This is a genomic window from Asticcacaulis sp. P2_C5 (assembly GCF_056404555.1).
Map to the genome: position 1 here is coordinate 25,030 of NZ_JBFUDU010000018.1, position 24,562 is coordinate 49,591.

Genomic DNA, 24,562 nt, shown 5'->3' on the forward strand with positions numbered 1-24,562 from the left:
TTCAATGCGACCCATCACGGGTACTTATGACTTGCTTATGACTTGCGAAGCGGCGAGGACTGTGATGTTTGATGGCCACAATGCGATCGGACGACACTCAGGAAATCGCGAAATAACAGAAGAAAAACAGAGGGAAAGATGCGTTTTCACCGACTTGATCTGAACCTGCTTGTCATTCTCGATCACCTCTTGCAGGGCAAGAGCGTCAGCCAGACGGCGCAATTTCTCAGCCTGACCCAGCCGGCGATCAGCAATTCCCTGTCGCGATTGCGTGTGCATTTCGAGGATGACCTGTTCGTCCAGGTCGGCCGGCGACTCGAACCGACTCCTTTCGCCAAGACACTTGCCCAGCCGGTGAAAGAGGCCTTGCAGGAAATAGAGCGGATCATAATCGCCCGTTCGGACTTCGATCCGGCAACCGTCGAGCGCGATTTCACCATTGTCTGTTCCGACTATGTCTATACGGCCTTTATCACCCAGGTCATTCGCAAGCTGGCGGCCATTGCACCCAATATCAATCTGCTGGTCCTGCTCAATTCCGAAATGACCTCGCCGCTATTGAACGAAGGCCAGGTTGATTTTCTGATTACGCCACAGGGACTTACCTTTCCGCACCATCCATCGGTACCGCTGTTCAGCGACGATTTTTCATGCATCGTCTGGTCGGAAAACAAGGATGTCGGTGAGACCTTGACGCGCGAGGAATATCTCGAGATGCGTCATGTCAGCGTGACGCTGGGGCCGAAAAACCCCAAACATATCGAACAGAAATCGCTGGATATGTTGAATATCGAGCGGCGGATCGTCGTCTTCGCGCCGACCTTCAATGCCGTGGCCGACACCATTGTCGGCACGCCCTATATCGCCACCGTCCATTCGCGCACGGCCCGCCTGTTCGCCGAACGCTTGCCATTGCGCGTGCTGGCGGCGCCCGTGCCGATCGCCACCTTTACCGAGTGCCTGCAATGGCATCGCAACAAGGATACGGACACCGGTACCTTGTGGCTCAAGGAATTTCTGCTGACCTGCGCCAGGGATTTTTAAGGGCATGAATGGATGGCAGGAAAACGGCTGCGAGGCATGTCGAAACGGGGTTGTGTCCGGCAGTCGTGATGTGCCCGCGCGGGTCGCCACCAGTATTGAAATGCATGCACATTTGCACAGGTGCCAAGTTTGTGGGGCATGGTGGGAGGAAAATGCACGTGAAGCGCATGTCATTTCCGAAAGTGAAGCGAGAGAAGTATTCCCGGCGTATTTCAAAGAGTAATTCCTGGAAACCTTTGAATCCGCCTCTTCCCGTCGCTTTACGGGAAGAGGGGGATAAGATCGCGTCGAAGTCACATGCGACAGCTTTCTCGCTTGGGAAGCACCGAAGCGGACATGCATAAAATCCGCTGATAGGACATATGGGCCGATTGAATTATCGCCGGCCTGCGAGTTCGGCCATACCAATCCACATAATGAGACGAGCGCTCCCATGGGGCGCCTAACAGTGGATGGCCGCCGTGAAGCGTATTTTATTCAAGAATGTCCGTATCTTCGACGGTTCGGGCAGCGACCTGTTTCCCGGCGAAGTCCTGGTCGAGGGTGAGCGCATCGTCAAGGTGGCGCGCCGACCCGAAGGCCTGTTCGCCAAACGCGATCCCAAGATCAGCGAAGATGGCGCCGAGGTCATTGACGGCGGCGGCGCCGTGCTGATGCCCGGCATGGTCGAGGCGCACGCCCATCTCAGCTGGCCATCGTCGACCGAGCGCTTCGTGCCGGAATTCATCCTGCCGGTCGAAGAGATGATGATCGTCACCGCTCAGAACGCCCGCATCCTCCTCGACCAGGGCTTTACCAGCGCCTATAGCGCCGGCGCCCTGAGCGAACGCATCGAGGTCGTTATCCGCGACAATATCAACAAGGGTTATCTGCCGGGGCCACGTCTGCGCGCGTGTACGCTGGAACGCAGCCCCGAGGAGGACGAAAGCAAGCCAGGTGCGGTTAATCACGGTCGCGGTCCCGACGCCATGCGTGCCTTTGTCAGGAAGTGCAAGGCGCTCGGCATGGACCAGGTCAAGCTGGCCATCTCGGGCGAGGATGCGCTAAACCCAGGCTCGTCGCACCATCTGGTGTGCACCGAGGAAGAGGCCCAGGCCGCCGGCGAAACCGCACGCGAAGTGGGGCTGCCGCTGTCAGCTCATACCCAGGGCAATGAAGCCGTCAAGATGGGCCTGCGCGCCGGTGTCCGCGTCATGTACCACTGCACCTATGCCGACGAAGAGGCCATCGACATGCTGGTGGCGCAAAAGGATCGGATATTCATGGCGCCTGCCATCGGCGTCATCGTCGCCACCCTGGAAGCCACGCCGCCACCGCATATCGACATGTCGTCGATGAAGGAGATGGCCAAGCCGGTCATCGAGCGCGCGAAGAAGATGATTCCGGAACTCAAGAAGCGTGGCGTGCGCGTCCTGATCGGTGGCGACTATGGCTTCCCGTTCAATCCCAACGGCACCAATGCCCGCGACCTGCAGCACTTTGTCGACCTGTTCGGCTATACGCAGAAAGAGGTCCTGGTCGCGGCGACCAGGCTGGGTGGCGAACTGATGGAGTTGGACATCGGTGAGATCAAGCCCGGCTTCCTGGCCGACATCCTGCTGGTCAACGGCGATGTGACCAAGGACGTCCGTATCCTGGAGCGCAAGGACAATCTGCTGGCCATCATGAAGGGCGGCGCCTTCCATAAATGCAACCTGTCGAAGCGGACGCCTACGCCGGTGCCGAGCCGGGAAGAGCATGCTTAAGCCTGACATCGTCCTGGATGCCGCCCGTCAGGTGACGGCCGACCTCTACCTGCCCGAAAGCCCCGGCTCGCATCCGGTGGTGGTCGCCGTCCACGGCGGCGGCTGGCGGCGCGGGTCGCGCAAGGCCCTGGCCCAGTGGGGGCATTATCTCGCGGCCAAGGGCATCGCCGTGCTGGCGGTCAGCTATCGCCTGACGACGACGGGCGCTGTGTGGCCCGACAATCTGGCCGACGTTATGGTCGGCCTGGCCTGGGTTCAGGCATCGGGCGCGCTTCACGGGCTTGACATCTACAGGGTCGGCCTGCTGGGGGCTTCGGCCGGGGCACATCTCGCGGCACTGGCAGCCCTGACACGGGACGAGACGCGGTATCCGCCGATACGTTCACTGGTCGGGGTCTATGGCGTCTATGACCTGGTCAGCCACTGGCAGGCCGATCTGATCAAGGCAGCGCCGGCGTCGGAAGATCCTACAGTCCGCATGCTGGGCTGCACGCCAGTCGACGATCCGAAGCTCTATTTTGAAGCCTCGCCGATCAGCCACGTGACGCGGGCGGCAAGGCCGCTGCGCGTCCAGCTTATCTATGGCGATCATGACGAGGATATCGACTGCGGCCAGTCGCTGGCCTTTGCCCAGCGGTTGCGTCAGGCAGGCGCCGCGGTGCAAACCGTCCCAGTTCTGGGCGCCGGACACCTGTGGTTTTCGAGCGAAGATATGACGGACCCCACCAGCCATTGCGCCTATGTGGCGCCGCGCCTGCTGGCCTTCCTGAAACAGACCCTGGTGACACCATGACTTACGATGTGATCATTGTCGGCTGCGGTCCGGTCGGCGCTGCGGCGGCCAACCTGCTGGGCCAGGCTGGGCACAGGGTGCTGATTGTCGACCAGTTTGTCGATGTCTTCGGCCTGCCGCGCGCCGTGCATATCGATCACGAGATGATGCGGCTGTTCCAGGGACTGCGCCTGGCTGAAACGCTCCTGCCGATCATGCGCGAAACCCAGGGCCATATGCACCTAGGCGCCGATGGCGACGTCATACGCTATATGGGCAGTGTCGGCAAACCCAAGCTGTACGGCTGGGCCAATGACTATTTCTTCTATCAGCCGGAGCTGGAACAGCATCTGCGTGAAGGTTTCCGGCGTTTCGGAAATGTCGAATTCCTGCAGGGCGTGGCGGTTGATGCAGTCAGGCCGTCGGAAGCGGGCTGCGAGGTTATGGCGGGCGACCGGGTTTTCAAGGCGCGCTACGTCATCGCGTGCGATGGAGCGCGCAGTCCCGTACGCGAGGGCCTGGGAATTGCGCTCGACGATCTGCAATTTGCGGAATCGTGGCTGGTGGTCGACGCCAATGTCGACGGGCCGATCAGCTTTCCGGCCATTCCTGGTTTGCCGCAGGGCGCTGACGTCCAGCAACTGTCGGTCATGACCTGCGACCCCAGGCGTCCAGTGACCATCGTCCCGGGACGCGGCCGCCATCGGCGCTGGGAATTCATGCTGCTGCCTGGTGAAAGCGAGAGCGATATCGTCGCGCCGACATCGATCCAGGCCCTGGTCGGGCCGTGGCTGCAGGGCTGTGACTACGAAATCGTGCGCACAGCGACCTATCGCTTCAATGCCCGGGTGGCGAAACAATGGCGCTCTGGCCCGGTATTCCTTGCCGGTGACGCGGCCCATCAGACGCCGCCCTTTTTCGGCCAGGGTATGTGTCACGGCTTGCGTGACGCTTCCAATCTCAGTTTCAAGCTGGATCTGGTTCTGCGCGGACTGGCCGACGATGCCGTGCTCGATACCTACCAGGCCGAACGCGAACCGCAGGTCCGCCACGTCATTGGCGCGGCGGTCAATGCCGGGCGCTATATCTGCGAACTGGACCCGGTCAAGGCCGCCGAGCGCGACGAAAACCTGCGCCGCCAGGCACGGGAAGGCCGCGATATTGCCACAGCCGCCGACCTGATCGCGCCTTACCGCGACGGTCTTGTGGCGCCCCACGCCGGTGAGCGCTTTATCCAGCCGCGGATAGACGGTGTGCTGCTTGACGATCTTTTGCCGCGCGGCTTCGTCCTGCTGACGCGGGAAGCCGTCGTTCACCCGGTGCTCGACCGCCTGGGCATCGGCCAGTTTACGGTCGTCGAGGGCGAGCTCGATGCGGCCCTGCAAGCCCGCAAGGCACACGCCGTCCTGCTGCGGCCCGACCGCTATGTCTATGGTTGGGCGACCGATGCCCTGTCGGTCGGCGATCTGCTCGATCATCTCAGCCGGCAATTGCTGGCGCAAACTGAAAAGACCCGTATCCATGCCTGATCTGACCCTGGACCATGCCCGCGCGACCATCGCCGCAGCCCTGGCAACGGCGCGAGACAAAGCCTTCTCGCCGCTCGCCATTGTCGTGCTCGACGCCGGCGCCCACCCGATTGCCTGCGAGCGCGAGGACGGAGCCGGGTTCCTGCGTCTGGAAATCGCCCGCGCCAAGGCGTCGGGCGCCATCGGCATGGGCTACGGCACGCGTGACTTGGCCAAGCGAGCCGCGGGTAATCCCGGATTTTACGCGGCCCTTTACGCCGTCAGCGGTGGTGAGATGGCGCCGTCGCCCGGAGGTGTGCTGATCCGTAATGACGCCGGTGAAGTGATCGGCGCCGTCGGAGTCAGCGGCGACACCGGCGACAATGACGAAGCGTGCGCCGTTGCTGGCCTGACGGCGGCGGGCCTGGCCTTTGATACCGGAGCATAACCCATGATCAGCTTGCGCAGCATCGAACTGACACTGCCCAATGCAGCGGCGGCGCGCGATTTCTTTCTCAACCGCTGGGGTGTGGCTGATGCCGGCATTGTCGGCGTGACCAGTTATCTGCGCGGATCGGGTACCTTCCCGTATCTTGTGTCGCTGACCGAAGGCGAGGCGTCGCACGTCCTGTCGACGACCTTCGAGGCCGATGCGTCCGAGATCGCGACGATTCGTGACAAGGCACGGGCGCATGGCCTGACGGTGGTCGACACCGTGTCGCGTGACCCCGGCGGCGGGGAGGGCATACTGGTCCGTCTGCCGGAAGGGGAGGTCTTCCGCTTTCTCGCCGGCGCCACGCGCGTCGCAGCCATCAGCGGCCGCGACCTGCCGGTCAAGCTGACCCATGTCGTCATGAACTCCGCCGACGCCGAAGCAACCGCCACGACCGCCGAACAGGTCCTGGGCTTCAAGGTTTCGGACCGCACCAAGGGCATGGTTTTTGTGCGCTGTTCGCCGTCGCACCACAGCGTCGCCTTTGCGCGCCAGGGCTTTCCTTCGCTCAATCATATCGCCTTCGAGATGGAGGATATGGACGCCGTTATGCGCGGCATAGGCAGGATGCGCGACCATGGCTACAGCCCGGCCTGGGGGCCGGGTCGGCACGGTCCAGGCGCCAATGTCTATGCCTATTTCATTTCCCCGTTCGGCGCGGTGGTCGAATATTCGACGGCGGTCGAGATCATCGGTGACGACTATCCGACCGGCGCGCCCGAGGACTGGACCTGGCCGCCCAACCGGATCGACCAATGGGGCATTTCGGACAAGGATTTCGTGGGTTTGGGCAAGGCCGAGAAGGTCTTCACCTATGCCCCGTTGATGGAGAAGGTTTGATGAAATATGTTTCCTACCGCCAAAATGGCCGCGATAGCTGGGGGCACGTGGAGGATGGCATGGTGTCGGACCTCGGTGCCTTTACCGGCGTCGACCTGAAGACAGCTCTGGCGGAAGGCAGGCTGGGCCAGGCGAAGGCGGACATTCCGCTGAGCGACATCAAGTTGTTGCCCGTTATTCCCAATCCGGCCAAGATCTTCTGTGTGGGGCATAATTACGAGACCCACCGCCAGGAAACCGGCCGCGCCAAGGTCAGCTATCCGTCGATTTTCCTGCGCTTCGCCGATACCCTGATCGCCGACGGCGACGAGATCATACGGCCGAACAATTCGACCAGCCTGGACTATGAGGCTGAACTGGCGATCATTATCGGCAAGGGCGGGCGACATATCGCTGAAGCAGACGCCATGAGCCATGTCGCAGGGTTCGCCTGTTCCAACGACGCCTCGGTGCGCGACTGGCAATGGCATACGACGCAGTTCGCGCCGGGCAAGAACTTTCCCGCTACTGCGCCGCTAGGACCGTGGATGGTGACGCCGGACGAGATCAACGACCTCCGCAGTGTCCGCGTCATCTCGCGGCTGAACGGCCAGGTGATGCAGGACGCGACCTTGGCCGACCTGATTTTCCCACTGCCGGTGATCATCAGCTATCTGTCAGGCTTCACCACCCTCAGCCCGGGCGATGTTATCCTGACGGGGACACCGGGCGGCGTCGGCGCCAAGCGCGAGCCGCCGGTGTGGATGAAGCCCGGCGATGTCATCGAGGTCGACATTTCGGGCGTCGGCCTGCTGCGTAACACGATCGGCCAGGAACCATAGGCTGCGGTGCCCCGACGTCGGCTGTTTCAGCCGACCCCGAGGAAGGTGATGGCAGACAGGAAGTCAGAGTCGCTGGCGTCGGTATTCAGGATGGTAATGCTGTTGCCGTCCCCCAGGTCGATCAGCACATTGGCGCCGCTCTGGCTGATGATGGCCGTCGATCCATCGCCTTCGATCTGCAGGGTGTCGCCCTGGGCCAGCGAGAAATCGGCGACCGTGTCCGCGCCGCCGTGCGCCAGGAAGGTGAACACATCCGCGCCGAGCCCGCCGGTCAGGACGTTATTGCTGCTGTTCCCAACCAGCACATTGCCGATGTCGTTGCCGGTGCCGTTGATGGCGCTCGTTCCCGTCAGCCACAGATCCTCGACATAGGCCGCGAGTGTATAGGTCACCTGGCTGAAGACGACATCAGCACCGCTGTCGCCGTATTCACGCAGCTTGTCGGCCGTGCTGTCGACATAATAGCTGTCATTGCCCGTTCCGCCGCAAAGCAGGTCGTCGCCGGCCCCGCCGTCCAGCCGGTCATCGCCGGCCCCGCCGTTCAGCGTGTCGGCACCCAGTCCGCCGTACAGGGCGTTGTTGGCGGTATTGCCGGTGATGGTATTGGCCCCGGTGTTGCCGGTGCCGTCGATGGCTTCCGTGCCTGACAGGCAAAGTGTCTCGAAATTCTCCAGCAGGGTATAGGTGATGTAGGCGCGCACCTGGTCATTGCCTTCGCCGCTTGCCTCGATCACGCTGTCGCCCAGGCTATCGACATAGTAGCGGTCGTCGCCCGTGCCGCCGGTCATGGTGTCGTTGCCGGTGCTGCCGTTGAGGGAATCGTTGCCGTCCAGACCATACAGAGCGTTGTTGCCGGTATTGCCGGTGATCGTATTGGCCGAGGCATTGCCGGTGCCACTGATGGGGTCCGCGCCCGACAGGGACAGCGACTCGAAATTGTCCAGCAGGGTGTAGGTAAAGGACGCGTAGACCGTGTCCGTGCCTTCGCCGCTCAACTCGACTACGCTGTCGCCCAGGCCGTCTATATAGTAGCGATCGTCGCCCGCGCCACCGATCATGGTGTCGTTGCCGGTGCCGCCGTTGAGGGTATCGTTGCCGTCCAGGCCGTACAGCCCATTGTTTCCCGTGTTGCCGGTGATCGTATTGGCTGACGTATTGCCGGTGCCGTCGACGGGATCAGCGCCTGACAGGTACAGTGTCTCGAAATTCTCCAGCAGGGTATAGCTGAAGGACGCGTAGACCTGGTCAGTGCCTTCGCCGCTCAGTTCGATCACGCTGTCGCCCAGGCCGTCGACATAGTAACGATCGTCGCCTGCACCGCCACTCATGGTGTCGTTGCCGGTGCCGCCGTCAAGCGTATCATTACCATCCAGACCGAACAGCCCATTGTTGGCCGTATTGCCGGTGATCGTATTGGCTGACGCATTGCCGGTGCCGCTAATCGCCTCCGTACCCGTCAGGTACAGCAATTCGATATTGTCCTGCAGGGTGTAGGTAAAGGCAGCGTACAGCATGTCCTTGCCTTCGCCGGACAGTTCGATCGTCTGGTCGTCCAGGCTGTCGACATAGTAGCGATCGTCGCCCGTGCCGCCGGTCATGGTGTCCGTGCCCGCGCCACCGTCGAGCGCGTCATTACCTGCCGCGCCGTTAAGTTGGTTGTTGCCGGAATTGCCGGTGATCGTATTGGCAAGCTCGTTGCCGGTGCCATTGATCGGATCCGCCCCGGTCAGGGTCAGTTTCTCGATATCGCCGGTCAGGGTCCAGGTGACGCTCGACTTGACCAGGTCGGTGCCTTCGCCGGTCAGTTCGGTGACGACGTCGTCCGTGCTGTCGACCGTATACTGGTCGTCGCCGGTTCCGCCAGCCATTGTGTCGGCCCCGCCGCCGCCGCTCAGGACGTCATTGCCGGCGGCGCCGTTCAGTTGGTTGTTGCCGGTACTGCCGGTGATCGTATTGGCCAGTTCGTTGCCGGTGCCATTGATGGGGTCGGCTCCCGTCAGGGTCAGTTTCTCGATGTCGCCGGTCAGGGTCCAGGTGACGCTCGACTTGACCAGGTCCAGACCTTCGCCTGTGACCTCAGTCACCACATCGTCCGCGCTGTCGACGGTATACTGGTCGTCGCCGGTTCCGCCGGCCAGCGTGTCCGCTCCGCCGCCGCCGACCAGCACATCATTGCCGGCCAAGCCATATAGCGCATTATTACCGGTATTGCCGGTCAGGGTGTTGGCCCCGCTGTTACCTGTGCCGCTGATCGGATCCGCGCCCGACAGGTACAGCAGTTCGAAATTGTCCAGCATGGTGTAGGTGATGGTCGCATAGACCGTGTCACTGCCTTCGCCGCTGACTTCGACCACGCTGTCGCCCGGGGCATCGACATAGTAGCGGTCGTCGCCCGTGCCGCCGACCATGGTGTCGTCGCCGAGGCCGCCGTTCAAGGAGTCGTTGCCGGCCGCACCGGTCAGCACATTGTTGACTGTATTGCCTGTCAGGAGATTGGCTAAGCCATTGCCCGTGCCGTCGAGCGGATCCGTACCAGACAGGGACAGCGCCTCGATATTGTCCTGCAGGGTCCAAGTAACGGATGCGTACACCGTGTCATTGCCTTCGCCACTTACTTCGATCGCGCTGTCACCCAGGCTGTCGACATAGTAGCGGTCGTCGCCCGTGCCGCCGGTCATGGTGTCGTTGCCGGTGCTGCCGTTGAGAGAGTCGCCGCCGTCCAGGCCATACAGCGCATTGTTTCCGGTATTGCCGGTCAGGGTATTGGCCGAGGCATTGCCGGTGCCGTTGATCGGATCGCTTCCGTTCAGGTACAGATATTCGATATTGTCCTGCAGGGTCCAGCTGATGGTGGCATATAGCAGGTCCGTGCCTTCGCCAGCCAACTCGATCGCGCTGTCACCCAGGCTATCGACATAGTAGCGGTCGTCGCCCGTGCCGCCGGTCATGGTGTCGTTGCCGGTGCCGCCGTTGAGCGTGTCGCCGCCGTCCAGACCATTCAGTACATTGTTGCCGGTATTGCCGGTGAGGGTGTTGGCCGACGCGTTTCCGGTGCCGTTGATAGGGTCTGCGCCGTTCAGGTACAGAAATTCGATATTGTCCTGCAGGGTCCAACTGATGGTGGTGTACAGCAGGTCCGTGCCTTCACCGCTCTGTTCGATCGCGCTGTCGCCCGCGTTGTCGACATAGTAGCGGTCGTCGCCCGTGCCGCCGGTCATGGTGTCTGCACCCGCGCCGCCGTCGATCGTGTCATTACCCGCCGCGCCGCCAAGCCCGTTGGCGCCTGTATTGCCGGTCAGGTAGTTGGCCAGTTCGTTGCCGGTCCCATTGATGGGGTCGGCCCCGGTCAGGGTCAGTTTCTCGATCTCTCCGGTCAGGGTCCAGGTGACGCTCGACTTGACCAGGTCAGTGCCTTCGCCGGTCAGTTCGGTCACGACGTCGTCCGTGCTGTCGACGGTATATTGGTCGTCGCCGGTCCCGCCGGCCATTGTGTCCGCCGCACCGCCACCGCTCAACACGTCATTGCCGGCGGCACCGCTCAGTAGGTTATTGCCGGTATTGCCGGTGATTGTATTGGCCAGTTCGTTGCCAGTCCCGTTGACCGGGTCGGTCCCGGTCAGGATCAGTTTCTCGATGTCTCCGTTCAGGGTCCAGGTAACGCTCGACTTGACCGTATCCGTGCCTTCACCGGTCAGTTCGGTCACGACGTCGTCCGTGCTGTCGACGGTATACTGGTCGTCGCCAGTCCCTCCGACCATCGTGTCTGTCCCGCCACCGCCGGTCAGCACATCATTGCCCGCCGCGCCGCCAAGCCAGTTAGCGCCGGTATTGCCGGTGATCGTATTGGCCAGTTCGTTGCCGGTACCGTTGATCGGGTCGGCCCCGATCAGGGTCAGTTTCTCGATATCGCCGGTCAGGGTCCAGGTAACGCTCGACTTGATCGTATCCGTGCCTTCGCCGGTTAGTTCGGTCACGACGTCATCTGTGCTGTCGACGACAAATTGGTCGTCGCCGGTTCCGCCGACCAGCGTGTCAACACCGCCGGCGCCGGTCAGTATGTCGTTGCCGGCCGCGCCGCTCAGTATGTTGTTGCCGGTATTGCCGGTAATGGTGTTGGCGACGGCGTTGCCGGTGCCGTTGATAGGGTCGGCGCCTGACAAGTACAGATATTCGATATTGTCCTGCAGGGTCCAGCTTATGGATGCGTACAGCACATCCGTGCCTTCGCCAGTCAGTTCGACCGCGCTGTCGCCCAAGGTCTCGACCGTGTAGCGGTCGTCGCCCGTTCCGCCGATCATGGTGTCCGCGCCCGCGCCGCCGTAGAAGGTATCGTTGCCCTGCAGCCCCCCTAATGTATTGGCGCCGGAATTACCGGTGATCGTATTGGCGAGTTCATTGCCGGTGCCGTTGATCGGGTCGCCACCGGTCAGGGTCAGTTTTTCGATCTCGCCGGCCAAGGTCCAGGTGAGGTTCGCATTGACCGTGTCCGTGCCTTCGCCGTTTGCCTCGGTCACTACGTCGTCGATACTGTCGACCGTATATAGATCGTCACCGGTTCCACCGACCAGCGTGTCCGTGCCGCCGCCACCGATCAGGGTGTCGTTGCCGGCCGCGCCGCTCAACAGGTTATTGCCGCTGTTACCGGTGATTGTATTGGCCAGTTCATTGCCGGTGCCGTTGATTGGGTCGGCACCGGTCAGGGTCAATTTTTCGATCTCGCCGGCCAGGGTCCAGGTGACGCTGGCATTGACCGTGTCCGTGCCTTCGCCGCTCACCTCGGTCACGACGTCGTCGGTGCTGTCGACCGTATATTGATCGTCGCCGGTTCCGCCCACCAGCGTATCCGTGCCTCCGCCCCCGACCAGGGTGTCATTGCCGGCCGCGCCGCTTAACAGGTTATTGCCGCTGTTGCCGGTAAGGGCGTTGGCCAGTTCGTTGCCGGTACCGCTAACGGGCGCTGAGCCGGTCAGCACCAGGTTTTCGATATTGGCGCTCAGCGTGTAACCGACATTGGCACTGACCGTGTCGGTGCCTTCGCCGGACAGCTCAACGATAAGGTCCGTGGTGCTGTCGACGATATAGCTGTCGCTGCCCGTGCCGCCGGTCAGCGAGTCATCGCCTGCACCGCCATTCAGGGTATCGGCACCCAGGCCGCCGCTCAGCGTATCGGCGCCGGCGCCGCCCGTGATAAGATTGGCGCCGTCATTACCCGTGCCGCTGAAGGTGGCCGAACCGCTATAGGTCAGGTTCTCGACGTTGGTTGTCAGGGTATAGGTGGCCAGGCCGGCCAGAACGGTATCCGTACCTTCGCCGGCGGCTTCAACGACCAGGTCGCCGGCATTATCCACCACATAGGTGTCGTTGCCCGCGCCGCCGCTTAGCGTATCCGCGCCGGCTGCGCCGTCGAGCTGGTTGTTGCCGCTATTGCCGGTGATCGTATTGGCCAGGCCATTGCCGGTACCGTTGATGTCGTCGGCGCCCGTCAGGACCAGGATTTCGACATTGGTGGGCAGGGTGTAGCTGACAGAAGCCTGTACCGTGTCCGTACCCTGGCCCACGCCTTCGGTAATGACAAAGCTCGAATCGCTGACCACATAGGTCGTATCGCCTGCTGCCGGGTCCAGGCCAGAGACGGAATAGATGCGCTGGTAGATGTCGAACTGGGTCGCCGACAGGCTGGCGTGGCTGGTATAGGTAACGATAAAGCGGTCGCCGGACAGGGCGCTGACATCCGGGCGTGGTTGCGGCGGGTAGCCGTAACTGTTGCTGTTGGTAACCGTCGATATGCGGAACTCACCGCCGACCGCCGTGCCATTGGCGTCGTAGACCTGGCCATAGGCGTTATAGGTCCATGCGCCCATCATGCCGGCATTGCGATCATACAGGCCCGATTGCCAGACCACGACATAACCACCGCTGCTCAGCAGCGCGATATCGGCGTACATCTGGTCGCCTGTCGTCGACGTATTGACCCGCACCTCGCCGGTGGTCGCATTGCCGTCGGCGTCGAAGCGGCGCGTATAGACACCATAGCCGTCGCCGTCCTGCCCCTGGCTCTGCCACGAGACGAGGTAGCCACCGTCGCTCATGGCGACGACCTTGCCGTAATACTGATGACGGTAGTCGTAGGGCAGGTTGATGCGGACGTCGCTGCCGACCTTGTTACCGCTGCCATCGAAACGCTGGGCATAGACATCATACTGGTTGATGTCGCCATTGTAGTCGCTGTAGACGACCAGCAGGCCCCCGTCATTCAGCGCTGTGGTCTGCGGCGTGTCCTGGTTGCCGCCGATCCGTCCGGTCAGGTGTATTTCGCCGCCGATGGCGGTTCCCGCCGCGTTGTAGCGCTGTCCATACGAGCCGTAGCTGTCGCCGTCCTGTCCCTGGCTCTGCCAGGCGACGAACCAGCCGCCATCGGCGAGGGCGGTGATCGACGGCAGTTCCTGGTAAAGATTGCTGTAGGTGTTGACCTTGGTTTCCGTGCCGACGGGGTCGCCATGCGAGTCGTAGCGCTGCAGGTAGACGCCGGTGCCACCGGTGGCGCGGTTCCACGCAATGACATAACCGCCATCGGCCAGCCCAGTGATGACGGGCGCTACGGCATAACAATAATCGATCGTATTGACCTGGAATTCATTGCCAAGCTTGGCGCCGGCCGAAGAAAAGTGCTGAGCGTGGACTTTCAACACACCGCTGATATACAGCAGCCATGTGACGACATAGGTGCCATCGGCCAGGGTCGCTACCTGGGCACCGCCTTCATTGCTCGCGACGACGGTGTTGACCATTGTCTCGTCGCCGGGCTGGATTGTGATGGTCATCGCTGCCTTCTGCCGTACGCCACAAGCCGCGCTTCCGGCGGCCATACAGCCGACAGTTTAGGCAAGAATGGAAAACATCACGTAAACCGGAAGCAACAATTCAGCGTTAACCGTTGATTATCCATAATATTCCCTTGGAGAAAGCGGTCGGGGATTGGGTATTCATGCCGGGGTTCCTCTGCGTTTGCAGTCCGCGGTATCGCCCCGTCATGTCAGACCCTTAGGCCTCCCTGTTATAACTGTGTCACTCCGCGCTGACGAAGGTGAGGGCGCCCAGGAAGCCGGCATCGGTCGCCAGCGTGTGCAGCACGGTTATAGTGTCGCCATTGGCCATCACAATAACGGCGCTACTGCCCGACTGCGAGATGGTTGCCTGGCTGATGTCGCCATCGATGCGCAGGGTATCGCCCTGATTGGCGTGGAAGTCGGTGATGACGTCATTGCCGAGCCGCTCATAGAAGACGAACATGTCGGCGCCCAGCCCGCCGGTCAGGTTGTTATTGCCCATATTGCTGACAATGACATTGTCGTAGGCATTGCCCGTGCCGTCGATATTGCCGGTGCCGGTCAGATACAGGTCCTCGACATAGGTTCCCAGCCTGGTCGTGATCGAACTGTAGACCGCGTCATGGCCGCTGTCGGCATATTCGCGGACGACGTCACCGGTTTCGTCGATAAAGTAGATGTCGTTACCCAACCCACCGGCCATCACATCCGCGCCGGTGCTGCCGTCCAGCTGGTCGCCGCCCAATCCGCCGCTCAGCGTGTCATTGCCTTCGCCGCCGTACAGGGCATCGTTGCCGATATTACCGGTTATGACGTTATTCAACCCATTGCCGTACCCCCAGACCCCACTCGTATTGCTGACGGTCAGGTTTTCGACATCGTCGTTCAGGGCATAGTTGCTGGTTGTATAGACGATGTCTGTGCCCTGGCCGGCGGCTTCGACTATGACGTCGTCGTCGCTGTCGACATAGTATCTGTCGTCGCCGGTGCCGCCGGTCATCGTATCGTCGCCCAGGCCACCATTGATGGTGTCATTCCCGGCCAGGCCGTTCAGATGGTTGTTGCCGCTATTGCCGGTCAGGGTGTTGGCGAGACCGTTGCCGGTGCCGTCGATAGGGTCGCTGCCGCTGAGATAAAGCTTCTCGACATAAGATGTCAGGCCATAGGTGGTTGTGGTGTAGACGGCATCGATGCCCTGGCCGTCGAGTTCCGTCACGCTATCGGCTGCGGTGTCGACATAGTAGGTGTCGTCACCGGCGCCTCCGGTCATGGTATCCCAGCCTATCCCGCCGTCGAGGCGGTCATTGCCGTCCAGGCCGTCGAGCATGTTGTCCATGCTGTTGCCCGTCAGCCAGTTGCCGAGCGCATTGCCGACGGCGGTCACGGCTGTGATGCCCGTCAGATAGAGTTTTTCAATATTGGCGCTCAGGGTGAAAGCGACCGAACTGAACACCGTATCGGCGCCCTGGGCCTCGAGTTCGGTTGTGATATCGTCGGTATTGTCGACATAATAGGTGTCGTCACCCGCGCCGCCGGTCATCGTGTCGGTGCCCAGCCCGCCGGTGAGGACGTCGTTGCCGGCCAGGCCACTGAGCGCGTTATTGCCACTGTTGCCGGTTATCCGGTTGTCCTGGGCGTTGCCCGTACCCGAAATGCCGATGCCGCCATTCAGGTACAGTCTCTCGATATAGTCCCCGAGCGTATAACTCGCCGTGCTGTAGACGAAATCGAGACCCTGTCCGTCGAGTTCGATAGCGCCGTCATTCGTGGCGTCGACATAATAGGTGTCGTCGCCGGCGCCGCCGGTCATCGTGTCCGTACCCAGCCCGCCGTCCAGGCGGTCATTGCCGTCCAGGCCACTGAGCGTGTTGTTGTTGTCATTGCCCGTCAGCCAGTTATCGACTGCATTGCCGGTGCCGATAAGCGCGTCACCGACTGTCAGATACAATTTCTCGATATTGGCGCTCAAGGTATAGCTCACCGAACTATACAGGATGTCATTGCCCTGAGCCTCGAGCTCAGTAGCGATATCGTTGCCGCTGTCGACATAATAGGTGTCGTCACCCGCACCGCCGGTCATCGTATCGTCACCCAGCCCGCCGTCGAGACGGTCGCTGCCGTCAAGGCCGCCCAGCGCATTGTTGCCACTGTTGCCATAGAGCCGGTTGTCCTGGGCGTTGCCCGTACCTGCAAGGCCATCGCCGCCGCTCAGGTACAGTGCCTCGATATAATCGCCCAGGGTATAGCTCGCCGAGCTGTAGACGGTGTCGAGACCCTGGCCGTTCAGTTCGACCGTAGCGTCGTCGGAACTATCGACCTTGTAGCTGTCGTCACCCAACCCGCCCGCCAGTGTGTCGGAGCCCAGACCGCCATCGAGGCTGTCATTGCCGGCCATGCCGTTAAGCGAATTATTGCCGCTGTTGCCGTAGAGCCTGTTATCCTGAGCGTTGCCCGTGCCCGAAATGCCGTCGCCGCCGCTGAGGTACAGTTTCTCGATATATTCACCCAGGGTATAGTTGGCGGTGCTGTACACAGTATCCAGACCCTGGCCATCGCTTTCGACGGTGGCATCGCCCGTGCTGTCGACATAATAGATGTCGTCACCGGAGCCTCCGGTCAGTGTATCCGAACCCAGACCGCCGTCGAGGATGTCGTTGCCGCCCAAACCGCTCAGCGCATTATTGCCGCTGTTGCCGTAAAGCCGGTTATCCTGCGCATTACCGGTCCCGGTAAGGCCTTCAATGCCGGTCAGGGACAGTCTCTCGATATTTGCCGCAAGCGTGAGGCTGGCTGTGCTGTAGACAATATCGAGGCCCTGGCCATCGCTTTCGACCGTGAGATCGTTGGAGTCGTCGACATAATAGATGTCGTCACCGGCCCCTCCCGACATGGTATCCCAGCCCACCCCGCCGGTCAGCATGTCGTTGCCGTCCATACCGCTCAGGACGTTTTCGCCGCCATTGCCGTAAATGCGGTTGTCCTGAGCATTGCCGGTACCCGCAAGGTTGTCGCCGCCGTTCAGATACAGTTTCTCGACATAAGTCCCCAATGTGAAACTGGCCGTACTGAAGACCGTGTCGAGGCCCTGGCCGTCGATTTCGACGGCGGCATCGTCGCTGCTGTCGACATAGTAGATATCGTCACCGGCCCCTCCGGTCATGGTGTCCGCGCCCGTCAGGCCGTCCAGTACGTTATCATAGGCGTTGCCGGCCAGGCTGTTGCCCAGTGCATTGCCAGTACCTTTGAGTGCGCTGCTCCCGACCAGGGTCAGGTTTTCGACATGGCTGGTCAGGGTATAGCTGATAGTGGCCGTGACGAGGTCCGTGCCCTGGCCCGAGGCTTCGATAACCACATCGCCGGCCTGTCCGACATTGTAGCTATCATCGCCGTCGCCCCCGGTCATGGTGTCGTTGCCTGTGAGGCCGTCCAGCGTGTTGGCGCTGCTGTTACCGATCAGCGTATTGGCACGGCTATTGCCGGTTCCGGTGGCGCAACCGTCCTCCATGATCAGGTTTTCGACATTGTTGGTGAGGGTATAGCTGCTGACACTGGCGTGGACTGTGTCCGTGCCCCGTCCGGCGTCTTCCGTGACGGTTTCGCCGGTGGTGTCGACGTAATAATCGTCATTGCCCGCGCCGCCGATCATCGTGTCGACACCTGCGCCGCCATCCAGGCTGTCATTACCGGCCGCGCCGGTCAGGGTGTCATCGCCGGACCCGCCAATCAGCCTGTTGTTAAGGCCGTTGCCGGTCCCGGCAAAGCTCTCTTCGCCCGTCATGATAAGGGTTTCGAGATTGTCCCCCAGTGTGTAGCTCGTCAGGTTGGTATAGACGACGTCCGTGCCCGTGCTGTCATGCTCGTCCACACTATCGCCTTCACTGTCGACATAGTAGGTATCGCTGCCGCCGCCGCCGGCCATGGTATCGGCGCCTTCGCCGCCCTCGATCGAATTGGCGCCCGCATTGCCGGTGATGACATTGTCGAGCGCATTGCCGACGGCGTCAAAATCGCCGGTCCCTCCCAGGATCAGGTTTTCAACATTGTCGGCCAGGATGGAGGTTTGCAGGGTGCTGATCTGGGTGTCGGTACCCTGGTCCGAGCTCTCGCCGACGTAGTCGTCGGCATCGTCGACAACATAGGTGTCATCGCCCGTATAGCCTGCCATGTCGTCCGCGCCAGCGCCGGCGTCGAGATAATCGTCACCGATGCCGCCGTAGACCGTGTCGTTGCCGTCGCCGCCATGGACCGTGTCGTTACCGTCTCCGCCTTCCAACCGGTCATCGCCCGCGCCGCCGGCCAGCGAATCCGCACCGCCAAAAGCCATGAGCGTATCGGCGCCGTCGCCGCCGCTCAGGATGTTGGCGCCGGAGGTGGCCCGAATATTGTTGTCCGATCCGTTGCCGGTGCCGTTGAGATCGCCGCCGATCAGGGTCAGCCTCTCGATATTGCCGCTGAGGGTGTAGCTGACCGTGGCCTTGACCAGGTCATCGCCTTCGTCATCGCCATGTTCGATTATGTTGTCGCTCGAACTGTCGACAAAATAGACGTCGTTGCCATCGCCGCCGCGCATTGTGTCATTGCCCAGGCCGCCGTGCAGTTCATCGTCGCTCCTGCCGCCGTCGAGACTGTCATTGCCGGCGCCGCCGGTCAGGACGTTTTGCCATTCGTTGCCGGTTCCGGTAAAGTTGCCGCTGCCGATATAGGTTACGGACTCGACGAAGACGTCGTCGTCCAGCTCATAGCCGGTGAGGGTGACACAGATCAGATCATTGCCGTTGTTGCTGGTTTCCGACACCTGATCATTGGCATTGTCAATGTAGAAGGTGTCGTTACCGCTTCCGCCGTTCATGATGTCGCCGCCGGTGCTGCCGTCCAGCCAGTCATTGCCGTTTCCGCCGCTCAGCGTATCGCTGCCCGCGCCGCCATCCAGTATATCCGCGCCACTGTCGCCCAGGATGGCGTCATCGCCGTTGTCTCCGGTCAGGCTGTTGTTGCCGCTGTTGCCGGTGACCACATTGTCCAACTCGTTACCGTTGCCGGAAAGGGCGCTGCCGGTCAGGGTCAGATTCTCGACATTGTCAGCCAGGGTGTAGACGACCAGCGAGCTCAGGACCAGGTCCGTGCTTTCGCTGTCTTCGTCGGTCTCCGTCACCTGGTCTGAAAAATTGTCGACATAGTAGGTGTCGGCGCCAGCGCCCCCTGTCATGCTGTCGGCACCCGCGCCGCCGTCCAGCACGTCGTTGCCGGCGTAGCTCGTCAGGGTGTCGTTGCCCACCAGGCCGTACAGCGTGTCGTTACCGCCGGCGCCCTGCATGATATTGGCAGACGCGTTGCCGGTTCCGCTGAAGGCAACGGAAGCAAAGCTCACATAGGTCAGGTTTTCGACATTGACACTCAGGGTATAGCTGGTGAGCGTCGTGACGACGATATCGGTGCCCTGGTTTTCGACTTCGCTTTCGACCACAAGGTCAGCGGCCTGGTTGATGAAGTAGCTGTCGTTGCCTTGCCCGCCGGTCAGGGTGTCGTCGCCGGCGCCCCCGTACAGGTTATCGTCGCCTCCAGCGCCGTACAGGTGGTTATTGCCGGAATTTCCCACCAGAATATTGCCCAGAGTGTTTCCAGTAGCGTTTATTGCATCGCTGCCACTCAAGGTCAGGTTTTCGACATTGTCGCCCAGTTCAAGGCTCACATAGGTCTCAACGGTGTCGATACCGCTGTCGGCGTCTTCCAGTACCTGTTCGTCCGTACTGCTGATCGAATAGGTGTCGTCGCCTGTTCCCCCGGACAGGACGTCGCTGCCACCGCCCCCGATCAGAAGGTCATCGCTATTGAGACCGGTGCTCGACAGCGTGTCGTCGCCCGCACCGCCGTTCAGTATGGCGGAGACTGCGCTGACGGAAATGCTGTTATTGGCGTCATTTCCCGACAGGTCTGCAGCGCCGGTGCAGGTGGCTTCGAGATTTTCGACGAAATCGTAAATGGTGAAGCCCACGTCTCCAGTGAACGCTGCAATGATCAGGTCGGTCCCGGACTCGGCCTCTTCAACCACTGTGTCGTAGTCTGTATCGATATAGTAGGTGTCGTCTCCCGTACCGCCGGTCAGGTTGTCATTGCCAGCGCCGCCGTCCAGGCTGTCATTGCCGGCGTCGGCGGACATGGTGTCTTCGCCGTCACCGCCGTCCAGCCTGTTAGCGCCGGCATTGCCGGTGATCATGTTGTTGAGGTCGTTGCCGGTGCCGTCGATATCGTTCGTCCCGGTCAGGATAAGGTCCTCGACATTGTCGTCCAGGACATAGCTGATCGAGGCGTCCACCTCGTCGAGGCCGCCATCGGAGCTCTCGTGCACAGCGTCGGCCGTACTGTCGACATGGTAGGTGTCGCCGCCGCCGAGGCCGGTCATGTCGGTAATGCCGCCGGTGCCGTCGAGATCGTTGTTTCCGCTGGTCCCGGTTGTCGTGATCGTCGCCGACAGAGAGGTGGTATAGCTGCGTTGCCAGGCGTCGGGATGCGCCCAACCGTCGGTCGGATTGCCGGTCCAGGTGATGATGAAGCCGGTTTCGGTGGCCAGCAGGCCGATTTGGACTTCCCAGCCGATACTGGTCGCGTCGGTGACGCGGATCTCATCGCCCAGCGTATCGCCTTCGGCGTTGTAAACCTGGGCGTAGACGTCGTTGAGGGAGGTGTCCGCGTCCCAGTCATAAGTGCCCGACTGCCAGGCGATTACCCATCCGCCGTCGGCCAGGCCGACGACCTTCGGCTGGTTCTGGTCGTGCAGGGTCGTGGTGTTGACGGCGAATTCGGCGCCGATGGCGTGGCCACTGCTGTCAAAGCGCTGGGCATGGATTCCGTAGCCATCGCTGTCGGAGGTCTGCCAGGTGACGACATAGCCGCCATCTTCAAGGCCGGCTATGGCCGGACAGTTTTGCGCGTTCGCTGCTGCCGTATTGACCCGGGTTTCAACGCCGGCTTTTACGCCGGTGCTGTCGTAACGCTGGATCCAGATATCTTCACCATCGCTGCCGTCCTGGCTGCCGTTGCCCGACCAGGTGACGGCGAAGCCGCCGCCGGCCAGGACGGCGACGGCGGGTTGCCGTTGTCCGCCCTCCGTCGTCGTGTTGATGCGGAACTCGCCGCCGTCACTAAGGTCACTGTCGTAGAGTTTGCCGTAGACACCGGAGTCGTCACCGTCCTGGCCATCGCTGGTCCAGGTGACGAAAAAGCGCCCGGCGCCCAAGGCGGTAATCGCCACACTGGCCTGGTCGCCGGACGTCGTGGTGTTGACACGGATATCGTTGTCATCCAGCGGCAAACCATCGGCGCCAAAACGCCTCAGAAAGATACCGTAACTGTCTCCATCCTGATAGTAGCTCGACCAGACGACAGCGAAGACGCCGTCGCCGAGGGCTGCCACACCGGCGCCGCTCTGGTTATCGCTGTCGAAGCTATTGACCCGGGTCTGGTCGCCGACCTGATCGCCGCCGGCGCTATAGAGCTGGAAGAAGACATCGTCGCCACCGTTGTCGTCACCACCGTCGCCGTTCCATGCCACGACCCGGCTACCGGTGCTCAGCCAGGTGCTGACGGGCGCGCCCTGAAAACCGTCGGTGAAGGTGTTCACTCGCTCTGCCGCGCCCGCGACATAGGCCTGGACGTCGAAGCCCTGTGTCGCCGCGACGACGTCCGTGCCGTCGCCGACATCGTAGCTCAGGGTCACGGCGCCGGTGTAGCCGCCGGCCGGGGTAATGGTATAGGTGCCGTCGCCATTGTCGTGGACCGAGCCGTGATCGGCGGTCAGGTTGGTCACCGACAGGGTGTCGCCGTCGTCGTCGCTGTAGCCGCTGAGCAGTTGCGCCTCGGTGAAGGTTACCGGGCGGTTCATGGTGGTGCCGGCGAGTTCGTTCTGGGCGCCGGACAGCTCCGGTACCGCATTGGGCGGTTCGGGCAGGGTGTAGATGCGTTGATAGATATCGCTCGTGCCGCCAGTCCAGGTGGTGACGAAGCCGTCACCGTGCCCCGCGACATTGACCGACGTCGACGCCGAACCCGAGGTGATCACGAAGGCGCTGCCGTCGGCGTCGCCATCGGCGCCATAGACCTGGCCGCGGGCCGTGTAGGTCATCGACATCATGGGGAACATGATCAGGGTCATGGTTTCCCAAACCACGACCCAGCCGCCGTTATCGAGCGCCGCGACCTTGGCGTTTCCACCACTCATGCTCACCTGGAACGCGCTGCCGGCCGCGCTGCCATCGGCGTTGAAGTGCTGCGCCACGGTCCCGATGCCCTGCCATGTGGCGACGAAGCTGCCGTCGTTGAGGACAGCGAATTGGGGCGAGAATTCGGAACCGCTGTCGTTTGTCAGGTGGAACTCATTGCCGACGGCGTCGCCGTCCGCGTCGTAGCGTCGTCCCACCAGGTCGTAGCCCGTCGTGTCGTTAAAGCCGGCCCAGGTGACGATGAAGCCGCCGTCCGCCAGCGCGATGACGCTGGGGGACAGGTTGTTGTGGTCCGTGGAACTGGTGGTAATCTCATTGGTCAGGGCGGTGCCGTCGCCGTCATACAGGCGCACATGGATCGTCCACAGACCGGTGTCGTTATGGAAGCCCTGCCATGTGACGGCGAAGTTGCCATTGCTCAGCACGCTGACTTTCGGCGTGTTCTCGTCGCCCTCGGTTCTCTGGTTGACGGCGAGTATGCCGGACAGGGGATCGCCGTCGCTGTCGAAAGTGGCGACGTAGATGCCGCGTGAGTCGCCGTCCTGGGCATTGCTGGCCCAGGCGACGACATAGCCGCCGTCGGCCCTGGCGGCGACGCTCGGTGTATATTGGCCGCTGTCGTTGTAGGTGTTCAGCGTCTGCTCTTCGCCGACGGGATTGCCGTCGGCGTCATAGAGCTGGGCCTGGACGACATTGGGCGACTCGGTCATCGACCAAATGATGACATAGCCGCCGCCCGCCAGGTGAGTCACGACGGGCGATCTCTGGATGCCGGACGTGGTCGTGTTGACGATGTGGACCGTGCCGGCGAGCACGCTCACGGCGTCGAAACTCTGCGTGGCCGCGGTGGAGAGGATATCGTCGCTTACATCATAGCTCAACGTCACCGTGCCCAGGTAATCTGTAGCCGGCGTAATGGTCCAGCTGTTGTCGCCGTTGTCGTGGACCGTACCATGGTCGGCGCTCAGGTGGGTCACTGACAGGGCGTCGTTGTCGCCGTCGCTGTAGCCGCTCAAGAGCTGGGCCCGGGTGATGGTGACGCTGTGGTTGATGAGCGTGTCGGCCAGATGGTCCTGGGCACCGGTCAGGGCCGGCGCCGCATCGGTCAGGTCGGCCAGGCTGTAACTGCGCTGCCAGACACTGGTACCGTCCCATCTATATCCCGCATTGCCGCCCCAGGTGACGACGAAGCCTGTGGCGGTTGCGGCGACTTCCGGGTATGTATCGGCTTCGAGACTGCCGGTGCTGCTGACCGCGATTTCCCCGCCCACCGCGGCGCCTTCGGCATCGTAGACCTGAGCCTGGACGCTGCTGGTGCTTTGGTAGTAAGCGTCCGTCGCGGAGGTCATCCAGACGACAACCCAGCCGCCGTCGCCCAGGGCGGCGACTCTTGACCCCATCTGGCTGCCTGCCGTTGTTGTGTTGACCCGGGTTTCAGTACCCGACGCCGTGCCCGCCGAACTGAAACGCTGCATGTAGATGCCGTATTGGGCGCCGTCCTGGCCTGCGCTGGCCCACGTCACGACATAGCCGCCATCCGCCAGGCTGGCGATCGAGCTCTGCAACTGATGATCGGACATCGTGGTGTTGACGCGCGTCAGGTTGCCATCGGTGTCGCCATTGCTATCGTAACGTTGGGTGTAGACGTCGAAATACGAGCCTCCCGGGGCATCGCCATGCCAGGCGATGATATAGCCACCGTCGCTCAGGCTCGTTACGGACGGTTGACGCTGTGGGCCGCCGATAGAGGCGTTGATCCGGGTCTCGTCGGTGATCGCCGTGCCGTCGGCGGCAAAGAGCCGGCCGTAGACGCCGTAATTGTCACCGTCCTGGGTCCAACTCTCCCAGGTAACGAAGAAGCGGCCGCCGGTAAGGACGGTGATGGCGGGGTTGACCTGCCCGCTGGCGGTCGTCTGATTGGCCCGGATGTCGCCAGAGTCCAGAGCCTGGTTGTCGCCGTCGAAGCGCTGGAAGTAAATGCCGCCGCCGCTGCCATCCTGGCCCTGGCTGGTCCACACGACGATATAGCCGCCGTCGGCCGTTGCGGCGACCTCGGGGTTGAATTGGTCGTCGGTCGTATAGCTGTTGAGCGTGGTAATGCTGCCGACAGGGGCACCATCGGCGTCGTAACGCCGCAGCATGATGTCCGTTCCATTGTCGCCCTGGTCGCCGCCCCAGACGATGACATAACCCCCGTCGCTCAGCCAGGTGATGGAGGGGCTGGCGTTGTTGCCCTCCGTGGACGTACTGACCTGGGTGACGTCTGTGTCGGTGGTTACGGAGTTGGTCATGCTTT

9 protein-coding genes are annotated in these 24,562 nt (G+C 61.9%); 7 read left to right on the plus strand and 2 right to left on the minus strand.

The genetic code is table 11. The annotated features are described in order from the left end of the window. Positions 1-138: 138 nt before the first annotated feature. From AC1DXO_RS23845 to AC1DXO_RS23875, 7 genes are all read left to right on the plus strand, one after another. Positions 139-1,044, plus strand: coding sequence for a LysR family transcriptional regulator (locus AC1DXO_RS23845; protein ID WP_476980707.1), 906 nt, complete (start codon positions 139-141; stop codon positions 1,042-1,044). Positions 1,045-1,496: 452 nt separating this feature from the next. Further along, positions 1,497-2,789, plus strand: coding sequence for an amidohydrolase family protein (locus AC1DXO_RS23850; protein WP_476980708.1), 1,293 nt, complete (start codon positions 1,497-1,499; stop codon positions 2,787-2,789). Beyond that, entirely contained in the window at positions 2,782-3,582 is an 801-nt protein-coding gene (locus tag AC1DXO_RS23855) for an alpha/beta hydrolase family protein (RefSeq protein WP_476980709.1), read from the plus strand. The genes AC1DXO_RS23850 and AC1DXO_RS23855 overlap by 8 nt, the downstream gene beginning before the upstream one ends. Continuing rightward, on the plus strand, positions 3,579-5,090 hold the full coding sequence (locus tag AC1DXO_RS23860) for a bifunctional 3-(3-hydroxy-phenyl)propionate/3-hydroxycinnamic acid hydroxylase (RefSeq protein WP_476980710.1): 1,512 nt from the start codon (positions 3,579-3,581) through the stop codon (positions 5,088-5,090). The genes AC1DXO_RS23855 and AC1DXO_RS23860 overlap by 4 nt, the downstream gene beginning before the upstream one ends. Then, entirely contained in the window at positions 5,083-5,517 is a 435-nt protein-coding gene (locus tag AC1DXO_RS23865) for a GlcG/HbpS family heme-binding protein (RefSeq protein ID WP_476980711.1), read from the plus strand. The genes AC1DXO_RS23860 and AC1DXO_RS23865 overlap by 8 nt, the downstream gene beginning before the upstream one ends. A 3-nt stretch (positions 5,518-5,520) precedes the next feature. After that, positions 5,521-6,402, plus strand: a complete 882-nt coding sequence (locus AC1DXO_RS23870; RefSeq protein ID WP_476980712.1) for a VOC family protein — start codon at positions 5,521-5,523, stop codon at positions 6,400-6,402. Continuing rightward, the gene (locus AC1DXO_RS23875) at positions 6,402-7,223 is read left to right on the plus strand and encodes a fumarylacetoacetate hydrolase family protein (protein ID WP_476980713.1); all 822 of its coding nucleotides are present in this window, start codon (positions 6,402-6,404) and stop codon (positions 7,221-7,223) included. The genes AC1DXO_RS23870 and AC1DXO_RS23875 overlap by 1 nt, the downstream gene beginning before the upstream one ends. A 26-nt stretch (positions 7,224-7,249) precedes the next feature. Here AC1DXO_RS23875 and AC1DXO_RS23880 read toward each other — a convergent pair whose 3' ends face one another. Next, entirely contained in the window at positions 7,250-14,044 is a 6,795-nt protein-coding gene (locus tag AC1DXO_RS23880) for a hypothetical protein (RefSeq protein ID WP_476980714.1), read from the minus strand. A gap of 244 nt (positions 14,045-14,288) precedes the next feature. Beyond that, complete coding sequence (locus AC1DXO_RS23885; protein ID WP_476980715.1) at positions 14,289-24,557, minus strand: cadherin-like domain-containing protein; 10,269 nt, start codon at positions 24,555-24,557, stop codon at positions 14,289-14,291. Positions 24,558-24,562: the final 5 nt, after the last annotated feature.